This is a genomic window from Fontisphaera persica (assembly GCF_024832785.1).
Classification (GTDB): domain Bacteria; phylum Verrucomicrobiota; class Verrucomicrobiia; order Limisphaerales; family Fontisphaeraceae; genus Fontisphaera; species Fontisphaera persica.
Genome location: NZ_CP116615.1, coordinates 2,006,274 through 2,026,966, shown reverse-complemented (window position 1 = coordinate 2,026,966; position 20,693 = coordinate 2,006,274). Strand labels below are relative to the sequence as shown.

The 20,693-nt window shown below is 59.9% G+C and carries 1 protein-coding gene; it reads left to right on the top strand.

The genetic code is table 11. The features are described 5' to 3' along the window. The first annotated feature begins 252 nt into the window (after positions 1-252). Positions 253-20,682 (top strand): FG-GAP-like repeat-containing protein, encoded by a 20,430-nt coding sequence (locus NXS98_RS07105; RefSeq protein ID WP_283847784.1) that lies wholly within the window; start codon positions 253-255, stop codon positions 20,680-20,682. Positions 20,683-20,693 lie beyond the last annotated feature (11 nt).

Here is a 20,693-nt window from a genome sequence, read left to right as displayed (position 1 = left end):
GAGCCGTTTGAGGAGGCTGGTATGGCCCGGAGCGGAAACTGGGGTCCGAAATAATTTGGGGAATAAGTTTGCCAAGATGTTTGTTTTCTGCTAAGCATAGCCCAACATGCTTGGCTTGTGCAATGACGAGCCGGCGTGGGTGCCAGCTAAAACAAGACCCAATAACATCTTACATAGCGTCCCGAGGCTTAGGATGCATTGATTTTACTGCAGGTGGTCAAAGGGGAGTCTATTCTCTCATAGGCATAACTTATGCAAAAATTAATCAGAATTAATGGTGCGCTTGCCATTTGCCTGCTCATGGGAGGGGTGGCATGGAGTGGATTGCGGGCTGCCTCCGTGCCTTATTTTCAAGATTTTGAAGGCGTGCCAGGGGCCGAATGGACAACGCTAAATCTGGTGACGGAGGAGCCGTTGTATTTCACCCGATGCGTTGGCAGGGCTGGAGCGCAGACGCTAACCTTGGAGGGATTAACCCCAGGCCAAAGCTATCGAGTGTGGTTTGATTTGTACATCATAGATGCATGGGATGGAGGAAATACCAACACCGGGGACCTGTTTATGGTGCACGTCAACGGGACCAATGTGTTTCGACATGCTTTTGCCAATTTCAACAACAACCCTCCCTCGGGCACGCAAACCTTTCCCCGGCAACCGGATGAAGGGCGCATGGAAATGGGATTCAATTTTTCGAGCGGTTATTTGGATGCAATCTACCGCAGCGTGGAAGTGACATTTGCGCCGACGGGATCGGTGGCAGTGATCGTATTCAACGGCGCGAACCTGCAGGCAGGGGTAGAGACGTGGGCGATTGATAATGTGGAGGTGCGCCCGGCCACTGAAGCGGCCAATACCATATTGCGTTCCACTACCTTGCCGCCCCATCAATCCACCAATGCCTTGGCCCTGCGCATTTTCACGCTGGCCGCTACGCAACCCCTGAGTGCCACCTCGGCCACCAATGCCGCCAACTGGTCCCTGCGGGAAGCGGGCGTCAATGGCGCGTGGGGAGATGGGGATGACGTGGTGGTGCCGTTGAGCATCAGCCTGGCACCCTTTTACCAGACGGGCCGCAGTGTCGGATTTAATGTGGTGAATCCTCCTTTGCCCCCGGGGCGGTATCGTTTTCAAAGCGGGGCAGGGCTGGTGGATACCAACGGCGTGCCAGTGCCGGTGTTCACGCGGGATTTTGTGGTGACGGCGCCGTATCCCGGGGTGGTGGAAACAGCGGGCAATGACACGCCGGAAACGGCCACGCCACTGTCGCTGGTGGAAACACCGCCGGGCCTGGGATTGCTCACCGCCGCTGCCGTGGGGCAGTTCGATTCACTCACGGATGTGGATTTTTACCGTTTTGATGCGGAGGCGGGCGACCGCCTGACGGTCCGGGTGGAATGCCAGGGGGAAGGAGCTTCGCCGCGTTTGCAATTGCAAAACCTGGCGGGAAGCAGCCTGGCGAGTGTGAATGGTAATTACGCGGGGGTGGCCAATCTTCAGCAGTATCAATTTGCCTCGGCGGGCACGTATTATCTGCGGGTGTGGAGCACCGCCCGCGCGGTGCCGTATGCCATCCGTGTGGACTTGGGTCGTCAATGCGCCTTGGAGTCGGAGGCCAATAACACCACCAACGCTGCCAATGCGGTCACCTACACCCAGCAACCGGGAGTGTTACAGTCCCGCCTGGCAGGCAGTTTGCCGGCCGAAGACGATGCCGGGGATTATTTTGCGCTGGGCCGCATAAATGCAGGCAACGCCGTGACGGTGGTATTGCGCTTTCCAGACGGTTCGAGCTTGCGCAGTGCGAATACACAGGGGCGGTTGTTTTTGGGTGGCGATACCAATGGCGTGGCCGTCTCATCCGGTGACACTTTGAATTACACCATTGCCGCAGAGGGTGATTATTTTCTGCAGGTGGCCAGCAGCAACCGGGCCTGGCGCAGCCAGTATGTCCTGGACATCCTCGTGGCCGACAGCGTGCGGCCGGTGGTGGCGTCCACCACTCTTCCTGCGGAAGGAGCTGGCACGGCCGCCTTGTGGGACCGATTTAGCCTGGCGTTTAGTGAGCCACTGCTGTCGGCCTCTGTCACCAACACCGCGCATTATGAGCTGAGGGGAGCAGGGCCGGATAATCAGTTTAACACCGGGGATGATGAGCTTTATACGGTCATTTGCGCCAATTACGGCGGGGCACTGGCAGCGGATTATCTGGTGCCGGATGGGCCGCTACAGCCGGGCCTGGCGCGATTGACGGTAACCACCAATTTAGCGGATCGGGCTGGCAACCCGTTGATGGCCTTTGTGCGCACCTTTAATGTGACCAATCCCCCCGGTTACGTTATGGAATCGCGCTATAACAATATTCCGGCGCGCAGCAGTTTTTTAACCAGCACTCCCGGGCTGGCAGGGGACGGCACCTTTTCCAGCATCAGCGCGGTGGGTAATCTCAGCAACCCATACTTGTTAATTGCGGCCGATGTCAATCGCGACAGTCGAGCGGATTTATTGGTGCCCAATAACGGCAATGGAACTGTGCTTGTTTTGACCAACCGTGGCAACGGCGTCTTTCAAACACAGACCAACCTGGGCGGTTTCAACGGGCCTTGGGCATTGGCGGCGGGCCGTTTTGGCGCTGCCAGCAATTTTTTCCTGGCGGTGGTGAATAATAATCTGGGAACACTGACCATCGTGGTGGAGACCAATGGTGTCTGGACGACCCTCACGAACCTGAGTGGATTCAACCGTCCGGCCCATGTCATCGCAGGAGACTGGAACGGAGACGGCCATCAGGATTTGGCGGTGGCCAATTACAATGGGGCCAATCTGAGGGTGGTGTTGGGCAATGGGGACGGCACTTTTCAGCCCGGCACCAACTATGCAGTGGGCACGCAACCGATTTTTGTCGCGGCGGGTGACGTCAATGGTGACGGGCGGCAGGATTTGGTGGCAGCCAATGCCTCCAGCGGTTCCTTCAGCCTGCTGTTGGGCAATGGAGACGGGTCATTCCAAACCGCGCAGCATTGGGTTGCGGGCGGCCAGGCGCGCGCGGTGGCTGTGGCAGAGGTCACGGGAGACAATCAACTGGATGTGGTGGTTTATTCGGCCACCGAGGGGACGGTCAGTGTGTTTGCGGGCAATGGGGATGGCACTTTCGCCACCCGCCGAACTTATGGGGTGGGGGCTTTTGATGCCTATCAGTTGGTGGTGGCGGACATTAATCAGGACAATACACCCGAAATCATAGTGCCCAGCTATACATGGGATGGTTTCGTGGCTGTGCTTTACAACATGGGCAGTGGGATTTTTGGCAGACTCCAGCAACATAGCTTTGGTATCCATCCCATTGGGGTGGCGGTGGCCGACTACAATGGCGACAATATTCAAGATTTGGCGGTGACCACCTATTATGGCAACCAAGTGGAGGTGGTGTTGGGCAATCCGGTGGCGTTCATGGTGGAGGATCCACCCGGCTCCGGCCTGCGCAGCGGATATGGGCGCGGCAACATCAGTGATGCCAACGATATAGATTACTTTCGTCTTACGGGGCAGGCTGGCGACCAGGTGCAGTTGGCCATTGAAAACCTGACCATTGCCAACGGCACCGGCTTGCGGGTGGATTTGTACACGGCCAGCGGGCAGAGCATTCTGTCCTTCACTCCTGACTGGACGGGATGGGGACAATCAGGGATTGGCACCTTGCCCTACACAGGCACTTATTTGGTATCCGTGCGGCAATGGTATGAATACCGCGGGGAATATCGGTTGCGGGTGAGCATGGCGCGTCCACCCTTGCGGTTTGAAGTGGAGAACAACAACACGCAGGCCAACGCCCAGGCACCGGCATGGACCTTGACCAATGGCGTGCTGGTAAGTTCCCTGGCCGGGTACCTGAGCCAGGGGGATGCGGCAGGGGACTGGTTCAGATTGGGCCGGCTGTCGCCCGGCGCCACGCTGCAAATGGATTTGGGTCAGCCGGCGGTCAGTGGTTTTTCACCTGTTATCTCGGTGATTAATGGGGCGGGGCAATTGGTCACCAATTCACCGGCGGGAGTGACAAATTTTCAATTTGTGGTGCCTGCCTCGGCGCCGATGGATTGGTTTGTCCGTTTGACGGGTGAACCCGGAGCGCCCGCCTTCGAGCTGGAGGGGCAAGCCAATAATGCCCTCTATTTTAGCGGGGGGCAATACGTGCGCATCCCGGACAGTCCCAGTTTGCGGCCGGTCAATTTTACTTTGGAGGGATGGGTCAATTTCACCGCGCTTAATTATGTTCAACATCTTTTCGCCAAGACATGGGGCGCAGGCACAGAAAACTCGTACGTGGTATGGTACGAAGGGGGGGCACTGCGGGCGTATTTACGCGGCGGGCCGGCGTTGGTTTACAATTGGACCCCTGAATTGGGCCGGTGGTACCACGTGGCGTTTGTTTTCGACGATGCCGCCAACACGCAAGTTTTGTATCTGGACGGCAATGTGGTGGCCTCCGGCACGGTAACCGCCTCCACCACCTACGATTCGCACCCTTTGCTTTTGGGGGCCGATTTCCAAAATGAAAACGTGACGGATTTCCTGGTGGGCAAACTGGACGAGGTGCGTTTGTGGAGCGTGGCCCGCACGGCGGGGGAAATTGCCGCCGACCGTTTGCGCCGGCTGAATGGTGACGAGGCCGGCCTGGTGGGGTTTTGGAGGCTGAATGAAGGCACGGGGTTGATGACGGCCGATGCCACCGCCAATGGCAATCATGGCACATTGGTCAATAATCCCATTTGGATTCAAAGCCGGGGCGGAGCATTGCCCCCCATGCCCGTGATGGCGCAATACGTGGCGACATTGACCCTCGCGCAGAACCTGCCCTTGACCCTGGTCGCAAACACGCTGCCTCCGGAAAACGCCACCGTGAGCAACATTTGGAATTATTTTACGCTCACCTTCAGCCAGGAGCTGGGTGGACGAATCAACACGATGAATCGCATCATGCGCCGGCTGGGGAGCAGTGTTTATTTGCTGACGGACAACAGCGGCTCGTGGGACGAAGCCCAGGCCGCGGCGCAGGCGGTGGGAGGAAACCTGGCGACCGTTAACGATGCGGCGGAAAATCAGTGGCTGTGGGATGCCTTCAAAAATTACGGTGACCTCTGGATTGGCTTGAATGACAAGATGGCGGAAGGCGCCTTTCAATGGGCCAGCGGCCAGCCGTATGCTTATACGAATTGGATGTCCGGCCGGCCCAACAATAATGGGGGGGCTTATGGAGTTTTTCTGGACGACAGCACGGGCCAATGGAGTGATTCAACCAGCACCTCCTTGCGGGGGATCATTGAATTGCCGGCCCTGCCGGATTCCGATGGAGACGGCATACCCGATGCGGCGGATGCTTACCCGAACGATTTGCGGAACGGGGTGGAATTGCGTGGCGCAGGTGCTGACAACACCTTCGATACGGCGGATGATGAGTGGTATGATTTGGATGTCACGAGCACAAGCGGCGGCTTGTCGCTGGGCATGTCCGTGGTGGACGGCCCGTTGCAGCCGGGGCGGTATCGCTTGACCGTGACCACGGCGGTGACGGACCGGTTTGGCAACCCCCTGAATGCCGCGCATACGCGCTTCTTTACCGTGGCCGATGTTCCGGGATTGTTCCTGGAAAACCGCAATAACAACACTCCTGCCACCGCCACCACTCTGAGCGGCTCGCCGGGGGTGGGGGTCAGCGGTTCGTTGATGCAGCAAACAAACCTCGCCGCCGGCACCAACCCTCGCTTTCCGCTGGCTGCCGATGTCAACGCTGACGGCCGCCTGGATTTGCTGGTGGGCAACCACAATAACAACACCTTCACCGTGTGGCTGGGGTTGACCAACGGGGGCTGGCTGTTGCTGACCAATCACTCCACACCGGGACGCCCCATGGGCATGGCTCTGGCGGATTTCAACCGCGACGGGCAGCTCGATTTGGCGGTGGCCAATTACAGCGGCAACAGTTTGCAAATCCGACTGGGCGCCGGCACGGGTTTATTTCCGGCGTTCACCAATTACACCACGCCAGCGCAGCCGTATTACCTGGCCGTGGCTGATTTCAACAAGGACAACTTTTGGGACATTGCCCTGGCCAACTTGAATGGCAACAACATCAGCATATTTGCAGGCAACGGGGATGGCACTTTCCAGCCCCGCACGGATATCGCGTTGGGCAGCGGGGCCTTTCAGATTGCGGCGGGTGATTTGAATGGCGATGGCAACGCCGATTTGGTCGTGGTGTGCCGGAACGCCAACACTTTGAATGTGCTGTTGGGCAACGGAACTGGAGGGTTTGCCGCCCCAGCCAGTTATAACCTGGGGACTACTGGAGGCGGATTGGCCCTGGGCGATATGAATGAAGACGGCGTGCTGGATGCCGTGGTGACGGCCTACAACACCCTGAAGGTTTATCCCGGGCTGGGCGACGGTGCCTTCGCCACGCCGATTTCCATGGATTACGGTGGCTATGACAATTACCACCTGTTGTTGCATGACCTCGATGGAGACGGGCGCCAGGACATTTTGATTCCAGAATACGGCAATGCCCGCATGATTACAGTGGCCAATCTGGGAGGAAGCCTGGGCGCGCCTCTCATCTATAATTTCGGGGGACGTCCCGTCGCGGTCGCCAAGGGGGATTTTAATCAGGATGGGCGGATGGACTTTGCTGTGGCCAATTGGGATAATAACAGCGTCCAGATATTGACCCTGCCGGACGCGCAGAATCTGGTTTTGGACAATGCCACGGGAGCGCGTTACGGTGGCGGGCGCGGCACGATTGTTTCCAGCAGTGATGTGGACTTCTGGAGCTTCAGCGGGCTGGCGGGCGACTTGCTGGCATTGGCGATAGAGACACCGGAAGCGTTGGCGGAAGCGGGCCTGAACTATCGTTTGTTTGGCCCGGATGGTCAGGAAAAGTTCAGTTACTATAGTGATTACAACGGTTTTGGGAATTATTCCTACGTGCTGCCTGGCACGGGCAACTACACATTGCGCGTCGCCAACAACTACCAATACCGGGGTGAGTATCGCTTTCGCCTTACCCTCGCCCGGCCCCCTGTCCAGTTGGAAGCGGAGTCCAATAATGACCGGACTTCGGCCAACGCATTGAGTTTTCGTTTGTCGGAAGGACGGCAGTCGGCGGCGGTCATGGGCTATGCCGGCCGCAATGATCCGGCGGATTTATTCCGCTTGGGCAATCTTTCGGAAAACACTCTGATCACTTTGCAAATCAGCCGGCCGGCTTCGAGCGGATTCACTCCGCAAATCGCTTTGTTGAACGCGGCAGGCCAGGTGGTGACCAACGTGCCCATGGCTGCCACCCATTTGGCCTACGTGGTGCCGGCCGGTGGTTCAGGGGCCTATTTTGCCCAGTTACGACCAGGTTTCCCAGCGCGCTCAGAACAGTCATTGGTGGGACTGGCTTTTGATGGCGACAACGATTACGTGAATGCAGGCGGGTGGTCGCCGGGCACCCGGTGGACTGTTCATGCCTGGGTGCAACTGCGTGGCTACCAGGGAGGGCGCCGGGGAGTGGTGGGGGCCCCTGCGGAGTGCCGTGATTGGGGCTTGGTAACTATAGATGGGCGTTTTGCGGTCAATGTGCGGCCTCCGGGGGGATGTGGCACATCTTATGTGGCCGGTGGACCCTTTCCGGAGCCAGGCCAGTGGTACCATGTGGCGGGAGCATGTGACGGCACCAACGCTTATCTTTATGTGAACGGCGAACTGGCGGCCTCCGGTCCGGTGGATGTGAATTACGTAGGCGCTGCCAACGGCGTCTGGTTGGGCGGCGAGGTCTGCTGTGGCAATTATTTTGGCGGCTTGATTCAAGGGGCAGGGGTGTGGAATCGCATGCTTTCGGCCGCGGAGATTCAATCTTTGATGACCGCAGCGCCGTCGGGCAATGAAAGTGGCCTGATGGCTTATTGGCCGCTTAATGAAGGCAGCGGCACCACGGTAACCGATATCAGCACCAACGCCCGCCACGGCACCCTGGTGAATGGGCCGGAATGGCTGACCTTGGGTCCTCCGGCAAACAACGCCATGAACTTGATGGCCCATTATCGGCTGAATGTTGAACTGGTGGATACCCAGCCGCCGTTCATTGTGGGCGTAACACTGCCGCCGGAAGGAGCGTCCACGAATCTCATCCTGGACCGTTTCACCTTGCAATTTTCCGAGGATATGAGTCCCGGCACGGTGCAGGCCGCCACCAATTACCTGCTGGTGAATGCGGGGGCGGATGAGCAGTTTGGCACCGCCGATGACTTCGCTTACACGGTGGTCAACTCGCCAGCTTATGCCAGCGGTACCAGCGCTTCTTTTTTAATCACCGATGGGCCGCTGCAACCGGGCTGGCATCGGCTGGTGGTGACGACCAATCTGGCGGATACCACCGGTTTGCGAATGAGCGCGCCGTTTGCACGTCAATTTCACCTGGCCAATATGCCGGGGTACGTGCTGGAAAACCGTGCCAACAACTCGATGGCCAGCGCCACGTCTTTGAGCACGGCGCGCACCAACCGGCCTGCCGGCAGTTTTAGTCCGCGCGATCCTGTCACGTTGAGCGGGCGCGCTGAATACCTGGCAGTGGGGCATTTGAATGGGGACGCCCATTGGGATTTGGTTGTTCCCATTTACGAAAACAGCACGGTGGCCGTTTACACCGGCGCAGGAAATGGCACGTTCCAACTACGCACCAATTTCAGTGCGGGCAACGGAGCTTTGACCCCCTTGTTATTGAACTTGAATGGCGATGCCCATCTGGATTTGGTGGTGGGCAATTACGGAGCCAACACCCTCTCGGTTTATCTGGGCAATGGCGACGCCACCTTCGCCTGGTTGACCAACTATGCCACCGGCCAGCGCCCCTATGGAATGGTGGCTGGCGACTTCAATGGCGACGGACGCCAGGACGTGGTTTCGGCCAATTTCAACTCCAGCACCATTTCCGTGTTTTTGGGCAACGGAGATGGCACTTTTCAACCGCAGGTCACTTATCCTGCCGGCAATGGAGCCATGAAAGTGGCGGCGGGTGATTTGAATGGCGATGGCCGGTTGGACGTGGTTTGCGGGGACCACAACGCCGGCACGCTGAGCGTCTTTATCAATCAGGGCAACGGGACTTTTGCGCCGCGCTTCACGCTGGGCGTGCACACGACGTTGCGCAGTGTGGCGGTGGCTGACATGGATGGCGACGGGGCCTTGGATATTCTGTCGGGCCATGATGATGGAGTGGTGAACTGGTTTCGTGGCCAGGGGAACGGCACCTTCCTGCCCCGCGTATCTGTGGCCACGGGGGCGGCATGGATTTATTCACTGCTGCCGGTGGATTACAATGGCGATGGGCGTCTCGATTTAGCCCTGAGTGACTACTATAACCACCGAGTGGTGACCCTGCTCAACGCCGGCCAGGGACAGTTTGAGCCGGCCAGCCGTTACGGCTTCAGCGGCTCCACTTATTTTACTGACGTCAAAGCCGGCGATTTCAATGGCGACGGACGGATGGACTTGGTGGGGCTGGGTTATGAAAGCCGGCGTTTTCAGGTCTGGCTGCAGGATGATGTGGAATGGTTAAACGCCGACGGCCCGCAAGCCTTGACGTCGCTGGCCCGCGGCAAACTTTTTGACTCCAACGACCAGGATTATTGGAGTTTCTATGGGCAGGCCGGAGACCGGGTGCAAGTGGCCATTGAAACGGTGGGGAACCCGGCAGCCTCGGGGTTATACGTGGTGCTGTTGCGGCCCGATGGGTCGGATTTATTGAGTTATGGGGCAGGTTATTATGGCAGCGGCGCTGGCACCGTGCAGTTGCCGGTCAGCGGACGTTACACGGTGCGTGTCACTCGCAGCTACGATTACTTTGGGGAATATCGCCTTCGGCTCTCCCTGCTCAAGCCGCCAACGTTGGTCGAGAGCGAGGATAATTGGGGAGTGAATACTGCAAATTCGCTGGCGTTTACTGCCGCGCCGGGGCGGCGCAGCGCTCAGGTCTTTGGTTCCATTCATGCCGAGGATAATCAAGACTTTTTCCGGCTGGGCAACTTGTCGTCCGGTACCTTCATAACCCTCGTGCTCAATAAACCCAGTCTGAGCCAGTTGCAGCCTGTGCTGGCTATTTTCCGGGGAGACACCCAGGTGGCCATCGGGGGGACAGGGGAGACCAATTTGTTCTACCTGGTGCCGGAAGGCGGCGAAGGGGCCTACTACGCGCGTGTCAGCGCCGCCGGGGGCACGCAGGGACTATTGGCGCACTACTTCCTGGACCTGGCGCTCAATGACATCACCCCGCCGCGCGCGTTGGGGAGCACCCTGCCCACCAATGGCTCAGTATCCACCGCCTTATGGGATGGCTTCAGTGTGACGGTGAACAAGGATGTGGACGTAGCCGGTCTGGCCGGTCTGGGAAGTCTGCGATTGCGGAGCGGGCACGCGTATTTCTTTACCGCCAGCGGCCTGACCTGGCGGGATGCTCAAACCCAGGCCCTGGCCCGCGGCGGACATCTTGTCACCATCAATGACGCGGAGGAAAATGCTTGGATTTTGGCCAACTTTGGCAGCGACTTTTTCATCGGTTTGAACGACGAAAACGAGGAAGGAGTCTGGGGGTGGGCCAGCGGCGAGCCGGTAACCTACCTCAACTGGAATGGCGGCGAACCCAACAACGCCGGCAACGAGGATTATGTTCAATTCTTGTCTAATGGCCGGTGGAATGATGTGGGCGCGGGACATGCATCGCGCGGCCTGGTGGAAGTGGGCGGGCCGGACTCGGATGGGGATGGCCTGCCGGATGCGGCGGACCCGTATCCCAACAATACGATTAATTTGATTGACCTGCGCAGCTCCGGCCCGGATGGGCAGTTTGACACGGCGGATGACGAAATCTACCGGCTGCTTATGGGCTCCTACAGCGGCGGCAGCACGCTGAGCTTCTCCATCACTGATGGTCCCCTCCAGCCGGGAGCTTACCGGCTGCGCATCACCACGGACTTGCGGGATACTTTTGGCAACACGGCCAATGCTCCCTACGAGCAGTATTTCAGGATTGAGAACCTGCCCGGCTTTAACTTGAAAAGCCGGACCAATTTTTCCGTGGCCTCGGCGGATGCCCTGCAGTTCCAGATGGCCGCGGGGGGCGTGCGCGTTGCGCTGGCGCGCGGCAAGCGCTACAACGATTCCGACACCGACTATTATCGCTTCACAGGCAGCACTGGTGAGGTGGTCTCTCTGGCCATGGATGTGCCAGGCAATCCCGGAGCCAGCACTTTGCGTTACCAGGTGTTGGCGCCGGACGGGACTGTGTTGCAGAATTATGATCCCAGTTATTACGGGGATGGCGTGGCCCCATTGTTGACCTTGAATACCAATGGCCAGTTCACAGTGGTGGTCAGCCAATATTACAGTTTCCTTGGTGAATACCAGTTCCGCGTGGCGATTGCGCCGCCGCCGGCCATCAACGAGTTTGAAAATAATGGCGCCATCATTTCCGCCAACGCCTTGACGCTTGCCGCACAAGAGAACCAACGGGTGGGCTATGCCTTTGGCATGGTGAATTCAATTGGGGAACTCGACTATTTCTATCTGGGTTATTTAACCAATGGCTCCACTGTGTTTCTCCTGGGCCGCACCCCCGGCGGCAGCTCCATGGCGCCCGCGGTCAGCCTCTACAACGCCTCGGGCCAGTTGCAAAACGAAGTGACCGGCGGCAATTCCGGCGATGCCGCCGCGGAAGTGCGCATTACCGCGGACGGTCATTATTATGCCCTGGTGCGCGGCACCACCTCGGCCGCAGGCCTGCGTGCTTATTATGTGCTCGAAGCGCGGGTCGTGCCCACGGGGACGGTGACTTTTCCCAATCTGGTGGTGTCCAGCGTCATTCTGCCGGCTGGCACCCCCTTGAGCGGCCAGACGATTCAGTATGCCTTCACGGTGGTGAACACGGGCACCCTGGTTACGGCGGAATCTACCTGGTTTGACCGGGCGGTGCTGTCCACCAACACCGTCCTGGGAGATGCGGATGACATCCCGTTGGGCTTCTTCCCGCATCTGGGGGCGCTGACTCCTGGCCAGGCCTATACTGTCTCCAACTCCTTCCGGCTGCCGGATGGCATCAGCGGCGGTTATTACCTGATTGTGCAAACGGACTCAGGCGATGCCGTGAATGAGTTTTTGTTTGAATCGGACAACCTGTACGTTTCACCCACCACCTTCACCGTGCAACGGGCGCCCTATCCGGACCTCAAAATTGAAGGTTTGTCCCTGACCGGGCCGGATGGCAACGGCGTTTATACTTTCGCCTGGAACACCGCCAACCGCGGCACCGCCCCCGCCTTGGGTGGCTTTCACGAGCGTTTCTTTGTGCGCCGCCTGCCGGCCGGGGTGGTGGTGACCAATGTGGAGCTGGCCGTGAACCAGGACCTGGCGGTCAACGCCACCGTTCCGGGAACCTTTGCCCTCACGGCCACCAATCCGGGCGATTACCGCATTGAGATTACCACCGATGCGCGCAATGCCCATTTCGAGTTTGACGCCCTGAGCCATGCCAGCGCCGAGGCCAACGTGGCGACCACCAACTTTGTCATCGTCCAAATCTTTCCCATTTCCGTTGCGGCGCAGCCGCCGGGCGCCGGCGTCGTGGGGGGAGGAGGTAATTACGCCCAGGGGGCCACTGTGACGGTGACCGCTCAGGCGCTCACCAATGAGCTGCCCTATTTCTTTGTGAATTGGACGGAAAACGGTGTGTTCCAAAGTGCTTCCACCAATTATTCCTTTGTGGCGGCGCGCAGCCGGCAGTTGGTGGCCAATTTCAGTTTGCCCTCTTATCTCCTGCTGGCCTCCAATTCGCCCGCGGGCGCCGGGGTGGTGGCAGGGCAGGGGACCTTCTTCCACGGGACGACCAATGTTTTGACGGCCCTGCCGAACCTCGGTTACGGCTTCAGCAACTGGACGGAAAACGGCGTGGTGGTGGGGCTGTCCACCACCTTGACCAACATTGCCCTGAGCAACCGTTGGGTGGTGGCGAACTATTACGAAGCCAATCCCTTCCATGTGGTGACCACCGCCACTTTTCCCACCAATGTGGCGGAAGTCGGCGGGGCCGGGACCTTTTTGAACGGGGAGTCGGCATCCTTTACGGCGCCAGCGGCCGTGACGAATCCTCCCAATATATACCTCTTCCGCGAATGGCGCTTGAGCAACGTGGTGGTGAGCGCCAGTCGCACATTCAACCGCCTCTTTACCACGCAGGACCCCACCAACCTGCATTACGTGGCCCATTACGATTCCGTCAGCATTCAGCCGCTCATCACCAATGTTTGGGGCAGTTTCCCCAATCCCGTGCCGGCGACCACCAACTTCATTTGGAGCGCGCAATTCAACCGGAGCATGGACCCCGTGGTGATGCCACTGGTGGTCTTCTCCAACCGGCAAACCACGGCCCTCATTCCGGTGGCCGGCGGCGGGCGATGGCAGTCGCTGCGTGTGTCCAATGACACCTATACGCTGCCTGCGGTCACCTTTGCCACGGGCGCCGACGGCACTTACGACGTTTGGGTGTCGCTGGCCCGGGATGTTCACGGAGTGGTCATGGCGCCAACGAATGCCGGGCAGGTGGTGGTGGATGTCACGGCGCCGCCCTTGCCGCAATTGGTTTTGAGCAGTTCCAATAGTTCCTCGGTCACCTTCCAATGGACAGCTTATGCTGCCCCGGCGGATGTGGCGGTGTATCGCGCCTTCATCCGAACCACCAACTTCAGCAATGTCACCGGCCTGCCCATCGCGGCCAGCCTGGCCCCCAGCGCCCGGAGTTACACTTTCGGCGGACTGGCCTTGGATACGACTTACTACGCCGCCGTGGTGCCGGTGGACGTGGCGGGCAATTTCGCCGAGACTGTCCAGCCTTTTGTCCTCTTCCTGCCCAGTACCGTGCCGCCGCCGGTGGCCATTACCGTTAATCCCACCGCCGCCGATGCGGCCCAAATCAACTGGAGCAGCTATCAAACTGCCGGACTTTTTGGATTTGCCGGGTTCAGGTTGTTTTACGAAACCAATGCTTTTTCCACGGTGGCTGGACTGACGCCGAGGGAGACCTTGGGGCTTGGGGCGCGTTCAGCCTCTGTCACGGGATTGGACCGCCGGTTCACCTACTATTTTGCGGTGGTGGGCTATAATGCCACCAATGGTTTTCATCCCTCGGTAACCACTGCGACGTGGAGTGACCCCTTTGCCGGCAATATTACCGCCAACATGACCTTGGGTGGGGCAGGGCAGGTGGTGGAGATTTTGCAGCCAATGACCGTGCTCAATGACGCGGTCTTGACTGTCCCCGCAGGCACCACCGTGCGGTTCGCGCCCGGGGCGGGCATCACGGTGAGCCAGGGGCGCTTGCTGGCCAACGGCACGGCTTTGGACCCGGTGGTGTTCACCTCCATGAATGATGTGCCGGGAGGCGCGCCCATGCCGGGCGATTGGGAGGGAATTACCTTGGGCGCGGGGGCCGGCAACTCGGTGTTGCGGCACGTGTTTGTGCGATTTGGCCGCGGTCTGGTGGTGGACGGCAGCGCGCCCCTGGTCGAGGCCTTCACCGGTGTGTACAACCAGCCGGCGGGGTTGCGACTGCGCAATGGCGCAGGGGTGGATACCAGCGAGGCGCTGCTGGCCTTCAATGGTTACGGGGCGTGGCAGTCGGACACTTCCACCCTGAAGTTGCGGCAGTCGGTGGTCAAGAACAACGCCACCAATGCCTGGAATACCGGCAGCCAACCCTTGGTGGCCACGCAAGTGTGGTGGGGCAGCGCCGTGGCGGGCGAGGTCACCGCTGGGGTTGCAGGACTGGTGACCACCATGCCCTTCCTCACCGGCGAACCTTTGTTAACGCCAGCCGTGGGCATTTCCAACAACGTCACCCAGGTGGGCTATTCCAACGTGCTCCTGCGCCTCGCCTGCCGCACGGCGGATGCCATGCGATTGAGCGAGGATTCCATCTTCGTTGGAGTGTTTTACGAGAGCTTCGCCCCGTGGCGCTGGTTTGCCTTGTCCGAAGGCGGCGGCGCCAAAACCATTTACGCGCAATTCCGCAGTGTCACCGGCAATACCAGCGCGCCGGTCTCCTTGACGATTACCTACCTCACACAGGGGCCGGTGATTTCCAGCTTCAATCTGACGGAGGGCCAGGTGATTGGACGTCCGCTGCTGGTCACGGGCGCGGCCAGCGCTCCCTTGGGCATGGCTACCATGGAATTTTATGTCAACAACGCTGGCGTGGCCACCAATGTTGGCGGCTCCTTGAACCACTGGTGGGACGTGCGGGCCTACAGCAACGGCATCCATCGCGTGAAATTATTGGCGCGCGATACCGCCGGCCGCATCGCCACGCTGGAGCGCAATGTGGCGATTGCGCCCGTGCCGCCACCGGCGCCGGCCATCACCTCGCCCGGGGCGGACATGATTGTGACCAGCAATCAACTGGCGCTGGCAGGCACGGCGGAGCCTAACATCAGTTTGCGTCTCTTGCGCAATGGCGCCCTGGTGGGTGAAACCGTGGCCAATGCTCAAGGACAATGGTCCCTGCCGGCGGTGTTGCTGGTGGAGGGTGACAACGTGATGGTGGCCAGCGCCTTCGATTCTCTGGGGGCGGCCGCCTCACCTCCGCGACGGATTGTGCTTGATTCGGGGCCGCCCACGGCCCCCATTTTGCAGTCGCCCACCTATTACCCCGGTCGCGGAGTGGAATGGACCTGGCAGTTTGCGCCCACCGGTGAGCGGCCCACCCGTTTCCGCCTCTTCTGGCACACGGCACCTTTTGCCACTCCCACTCAGGCTTCCGGCCAGTCGCCGCTGATTGTTAACCAGTTGACTTACATGGTGCCCGTCATGCCCGCTGGGAGTCTCCATGTGGCCGTGGTGGGTTACGATGACGCCGGCAACGCCAGCCCGCTGTCCAACCTCGTGCCTTATACACATGACCCCAACCCGCCGTCCTTTACGATTGCTTTTGACAAAGCCTCACCTGTGGGTACCGGCCCGCTGCGCATCACGCTTGCGGCCAATGAACCCCTGGCCGAGACGCCGTCCGTTACCCTGAATTATGGCTCTGGCCCCATCACCTTGACGGTCAGCAATGTGGCGCTCAACACCTACGCCGGGACATTGTTGGTGGGGCCGTTTACACCGTCGCGGCCGGTAAGCTTCAATGTATCGGGGCGTGATTTGGCGGGCAACGTCTTCAATGGCGCGCCCTCCGGCCCCAACCTCGTCATTGATGTCACCCCGCCGGTGGGCAGCATTGTCACTGTGCCGGTTTCGCCGGTGCAGGTCACCAATATCACTCCAATCCAGGTGCAATTGAAGTTAAGCGAAGCCATGGCTCCGGGGGCCACCCCGCAATTGGCGTTCACGCCGCCGGCGGGGGGTGCGCCCATTCCCATCCCCTTGACCGGGGCCGACAGCAACTGGAGCGGCACGCTGACGCTGACTCCGGCAGCCGGCTCGGGCTTCGGCCAGTTCACACTGACGGCGGTGGACGCGCTGGATAACGTGGGTAATGGCATTTCGCAGGGGGCCTCCATGGAAATCTACAATTCAGCCTTGCCCACTCCGCCTGCGGCGCCGGCGCAAATCCGCGCCACCAGTTTGAGTGGCGGCTATATCCGGTTGGAATGGGCGGGGGTTTCCAATGCCGAGATTTACCGGGTGTACGCGGATGCTGGCAGCAACGGAGTGCCGCAAACACTCGTGGCGGATAATGTGGAGACCACCATTATCACCAATCTGCCTCCGGCGGATGGGGCGTATCGCATCGCCGTGAGCGCCTCCCGCCGTGGAGCGGAGGGCGGCAAGTCGCTTGCGGTGACGGCCATCAGCGATCGGACACCGCCACCCGCGCCCACCAATGTGACCGTGCAACTGGTGGCCAACGGGTTGCGGATTGCCTGGGAGCCGGGGGTGGGCGAGGGGCAGGCTCAATTCCGCGTGTACCGTAACGGCACGCTCCTGCGCGTGCTGGGGGGTGGTACCAATATCATTGATGTGCCGCCGCGGGGAGTATTGTCCTATGTCGTGGGCGCGCTGGATGCCCTGGGTAATGAAGCCCTGAGCCAGCCTGCCGTTTTTGAAATGTTGGTGGGAGCGGTCAAGAACCTGGAGGTGGTGCACAACTTTGGCCAGGCGCCCATTCTCACGTGGGAGCCGGACGATACCGCTGCGGTGGGCTATAACGTGTATCGCAATGGCGTAAAACAGAACGCCTCTCCGCTGACAACGCCGGCCTACACGGATGGCTTGGGGGTTCCGCGCGGGGGGATGGTCACCTATGCCGTGCGCGCGGTCAATGCCACCAATGCCGAAAGCGTGGCCCGCATGGTGGAGGTGCATGATGTGTCCTTCCTGGTGATGGCCAATCTCTTGGGAGGGGCGGAAGCCCCGCCAGTGACACGGTATTTCGATGCCTTCCAGGTCACGGTGTTCAACCGCAACCGCACGGCGCCACTGCCCATGCAGGCGGTGGAATTGCGCCGGGTGGTCTCCGGCCTGCCGACCGTCACCCGCTCCAATGTTCTGGCCGCGCCGGTGCCGCCCAACGCGCAGGTCAACAGTGAGGTGGTATTGCCCTCCAGTCCCGTGCCGCGCCCGCAAATGATATTGGTGCGCGCGCTGCAGCAACCGCATGAGACGGGCGGCCAGGTGACTTACCAGACGCTGGTGGACTACGTCACCGTGGTGAATCCGGAAGTCATGGTGGAGCTCAGCGCCGCCCAACCGCCGCTGGCCGGCGGCCTGGCCACGCTGAACTTGCGCGTGCACAATCGCGGCTTTGCGGATTTGGATGTGGTCACCGCTCGCGCTGGCGGCACGCAACCGGGCGATTTGACCATCGCGGTGCGAAATCATTTGGGCCAGGAGGTCAATCGCGTGGCGTACGTGGGCATGCCCTCAGGCGCCATGGTGACGCCGGACGGCACCACCCTGCTGCGCATCCCGCCGGGAACCTCCCGCAACTTCCAGGTGGACAACATTCTGGTGCCGGACAGTTTGGGCACCAATCTCACCACGTTTGAGGCGGTATTCAGCCAGATTTATTATCGTTACGGCGCGGCCAATCAGGCCACCAACGGCCCCATTGGCGGGCAACTGACTTCCTCCTTGCGGCTGACGCCCTACTACGGGGTGCTGAACACCGACAAGACGAATTACAGCAACGACGACCCGGTCATTATCTCAGGCCAGGCGCGGGACCGGCAGACCGGGCAGCCGCGGCCAAACGCTCCCCTGAAAATTGGTTTCAGCCTGCGTGGATTCAAGTTTTACCACAGCGTTACCAGCGATTTCAGCGGCAACTTCGTTTATGAGTATCAGCCCCCGCCGGGATTGAGCGGACGCCTCAAGCTTTGGGCAGCGCATCCGGATGTTTTTGATGTTTTGAATCAGGCGGAGATTGCGGTCTATCGCGCCTATTTCAGCCCCGTGGCCGGGGACGTCCGGATGACCAAAAATGACACCTTGACCTTCAACATCACACTGGTCAATCCGGGCGACGAAGACCTCAGTCGCTTTGTCATGGAATCCGAAGCATGGGCGGTGGTGGGCACCAACCTGGTGCCGATAACCAACCTGACCGCCTCGGCCGGCATCACGCCGGATTTTGTCATCGGCCCGCGCGAGAACATCCGCGTGCCCATCAGCATCACTGCGACGTTGGACGCGCCCGACAATGCGCGAATGCGCCTGCGCCTGCGTTCGGCGGAAGGGGCGGCCGCCACGTTTGACGCCAACCTGACCCTGCTCCCGGCCAACCCCGTCCTCACGGTCATAGACCCGCCGATGGGATATGTTGACGTGAGTGTCAACCGCGGCCAATTGCTCAGCCGCACCTTTACGGTGGCCAACCAAGGGATGCGCGACCTGCTGGGGGTCACCCTGCAAGGCCCCACCAACATCCCGTGGATGACGGTGAACCTGGCTCCCGCCGAAGACGGTAAGATATATCTGCCGGATTTGCGGGTGGGCCAGAGCAATACCATCACGGTGGTTTTTACCCCGCCAGCCAATACGCCATTGGAGTATTTCCAGGACCGCCTGATTTTGCGCGGCACCAATTCCCCGGCGGAATTTTCCGTCAATCTCTATGCGCTGGTCACTTCCTCCAGCCGCGGTAACGTGCGGTTTGTCGTGGATAACATCCTGGCGCAGCGGGTGCCTGATGCCACGGTGCGGATTAAGAACTCCCTCCTGCAAATTGAGCAGACCTACAAGACCGATGCCAATGGTGAGTTGCTGATTGAAAACTTGCAGGAAGGCCCGTGGGCCTGGCAGGTATTAGCCCCCGGTCATGCCGCCGAGGCTGGTCGTGTAGAGATCGTTCCCAACCAGACCGTGTTGGTGGAGCCGCGGCTCTCCCGCAGCCTGGTGACGGTGAATTTTATCGTTACGCCCGTGCCGTTCACCGACCGTTACGAAATCACCATCGAACAGACCTTCCAGACCCATGTGCCGGTGCCGGTGCTGGTCATGACTCCGCCACAATATGAGTTCTTCAACATTGAAGCGGGTTTTGAGGCCACAGTGGTTTTCACGGTCAAGAACCACGGCCTGGTGCGCGCTTTTGACCTGATCATCCAGGGCGGCGCGGATGGATATGCCACTTCCACCCCGCTCATTAATTATGTGCCGGAGCTGGGCGCCATGCAGAGCATAGATATTCCCTTCCGCTTCTATTACGGCGGCCGGGGCGGCACCAATACCAGCGGCCTGACGGCGCAATTCACCCGCTCCAGATGCCTGACCAGCCGGGCCAAATGTTTCGGGAGGGATATTGATGAAAATGGCAACATCCGCGGCGGCGTCGAGTTTCCGCCGGGTTACGGCCAGCCCACGCCCGGCGACTGCACGGGCGGCATATTCGATATAGATAACTTTGCGGGCGCGTTGATGGCGATTGTGAATGCCTGCGCTCAATGCCCTGACTTGAAGACCATCATGAGCCTGGCCACCAAGGGCATCAAGAAATACACGGAAAAAGCCAAGTTCTACAATGCCATCGAGGGGGTGATTTTGGCGTACCGTTTGCTGGGCTGCCCCACGCCGCCCGGTGGGCCAGGCAGTTATGGCGGCGGTGGCGGTGGTGGCGGCGGCGGCGGCCCAGCCAGGGGATACTCGGATTATGGCACGGGGGGAGGGTGCTTTGTGGCAGGCACCGAAGTGCTGTTGGCGGACGGACGATGGGTGTCCATCGAAACCATCACCACCAACCAAATGGTGCGCACGGGCACCGACCCGCGCGAGGCGGCCACGGTGGTGGAAATTGCGGAGCGTGAAGCTCCTGTGGTGATGGATTTGCACCTCAATAATGGACGGGTGCTTTCCGCCACGCCGGAACATCAAATCTGGGTGGAGGCCAGAGGTTGGACCTTCGCCAACCAAATCACCGCGGGCGACTGGCTTATGAATAGCAGCGGGCGCCGGGTGAAAGTCCTCGAAGTGCGGCGCCAGGAAAAACCGGTGAAGGTTTATACCCTGGTCAACCGTGAGGATCATGCCTTGTTTGCCAACGACGTTTTGGTCCGGGACGGCTGCGGCGACAAGACGCCTTTTTATCCATGGCTGCTGCCCCTCGAGCGGGCGGGTGCCGCCTCGCCGCCGGTGTTCCCTGAAGGAAAGGAGGTGGCGCCATGAAAACCGCCAGC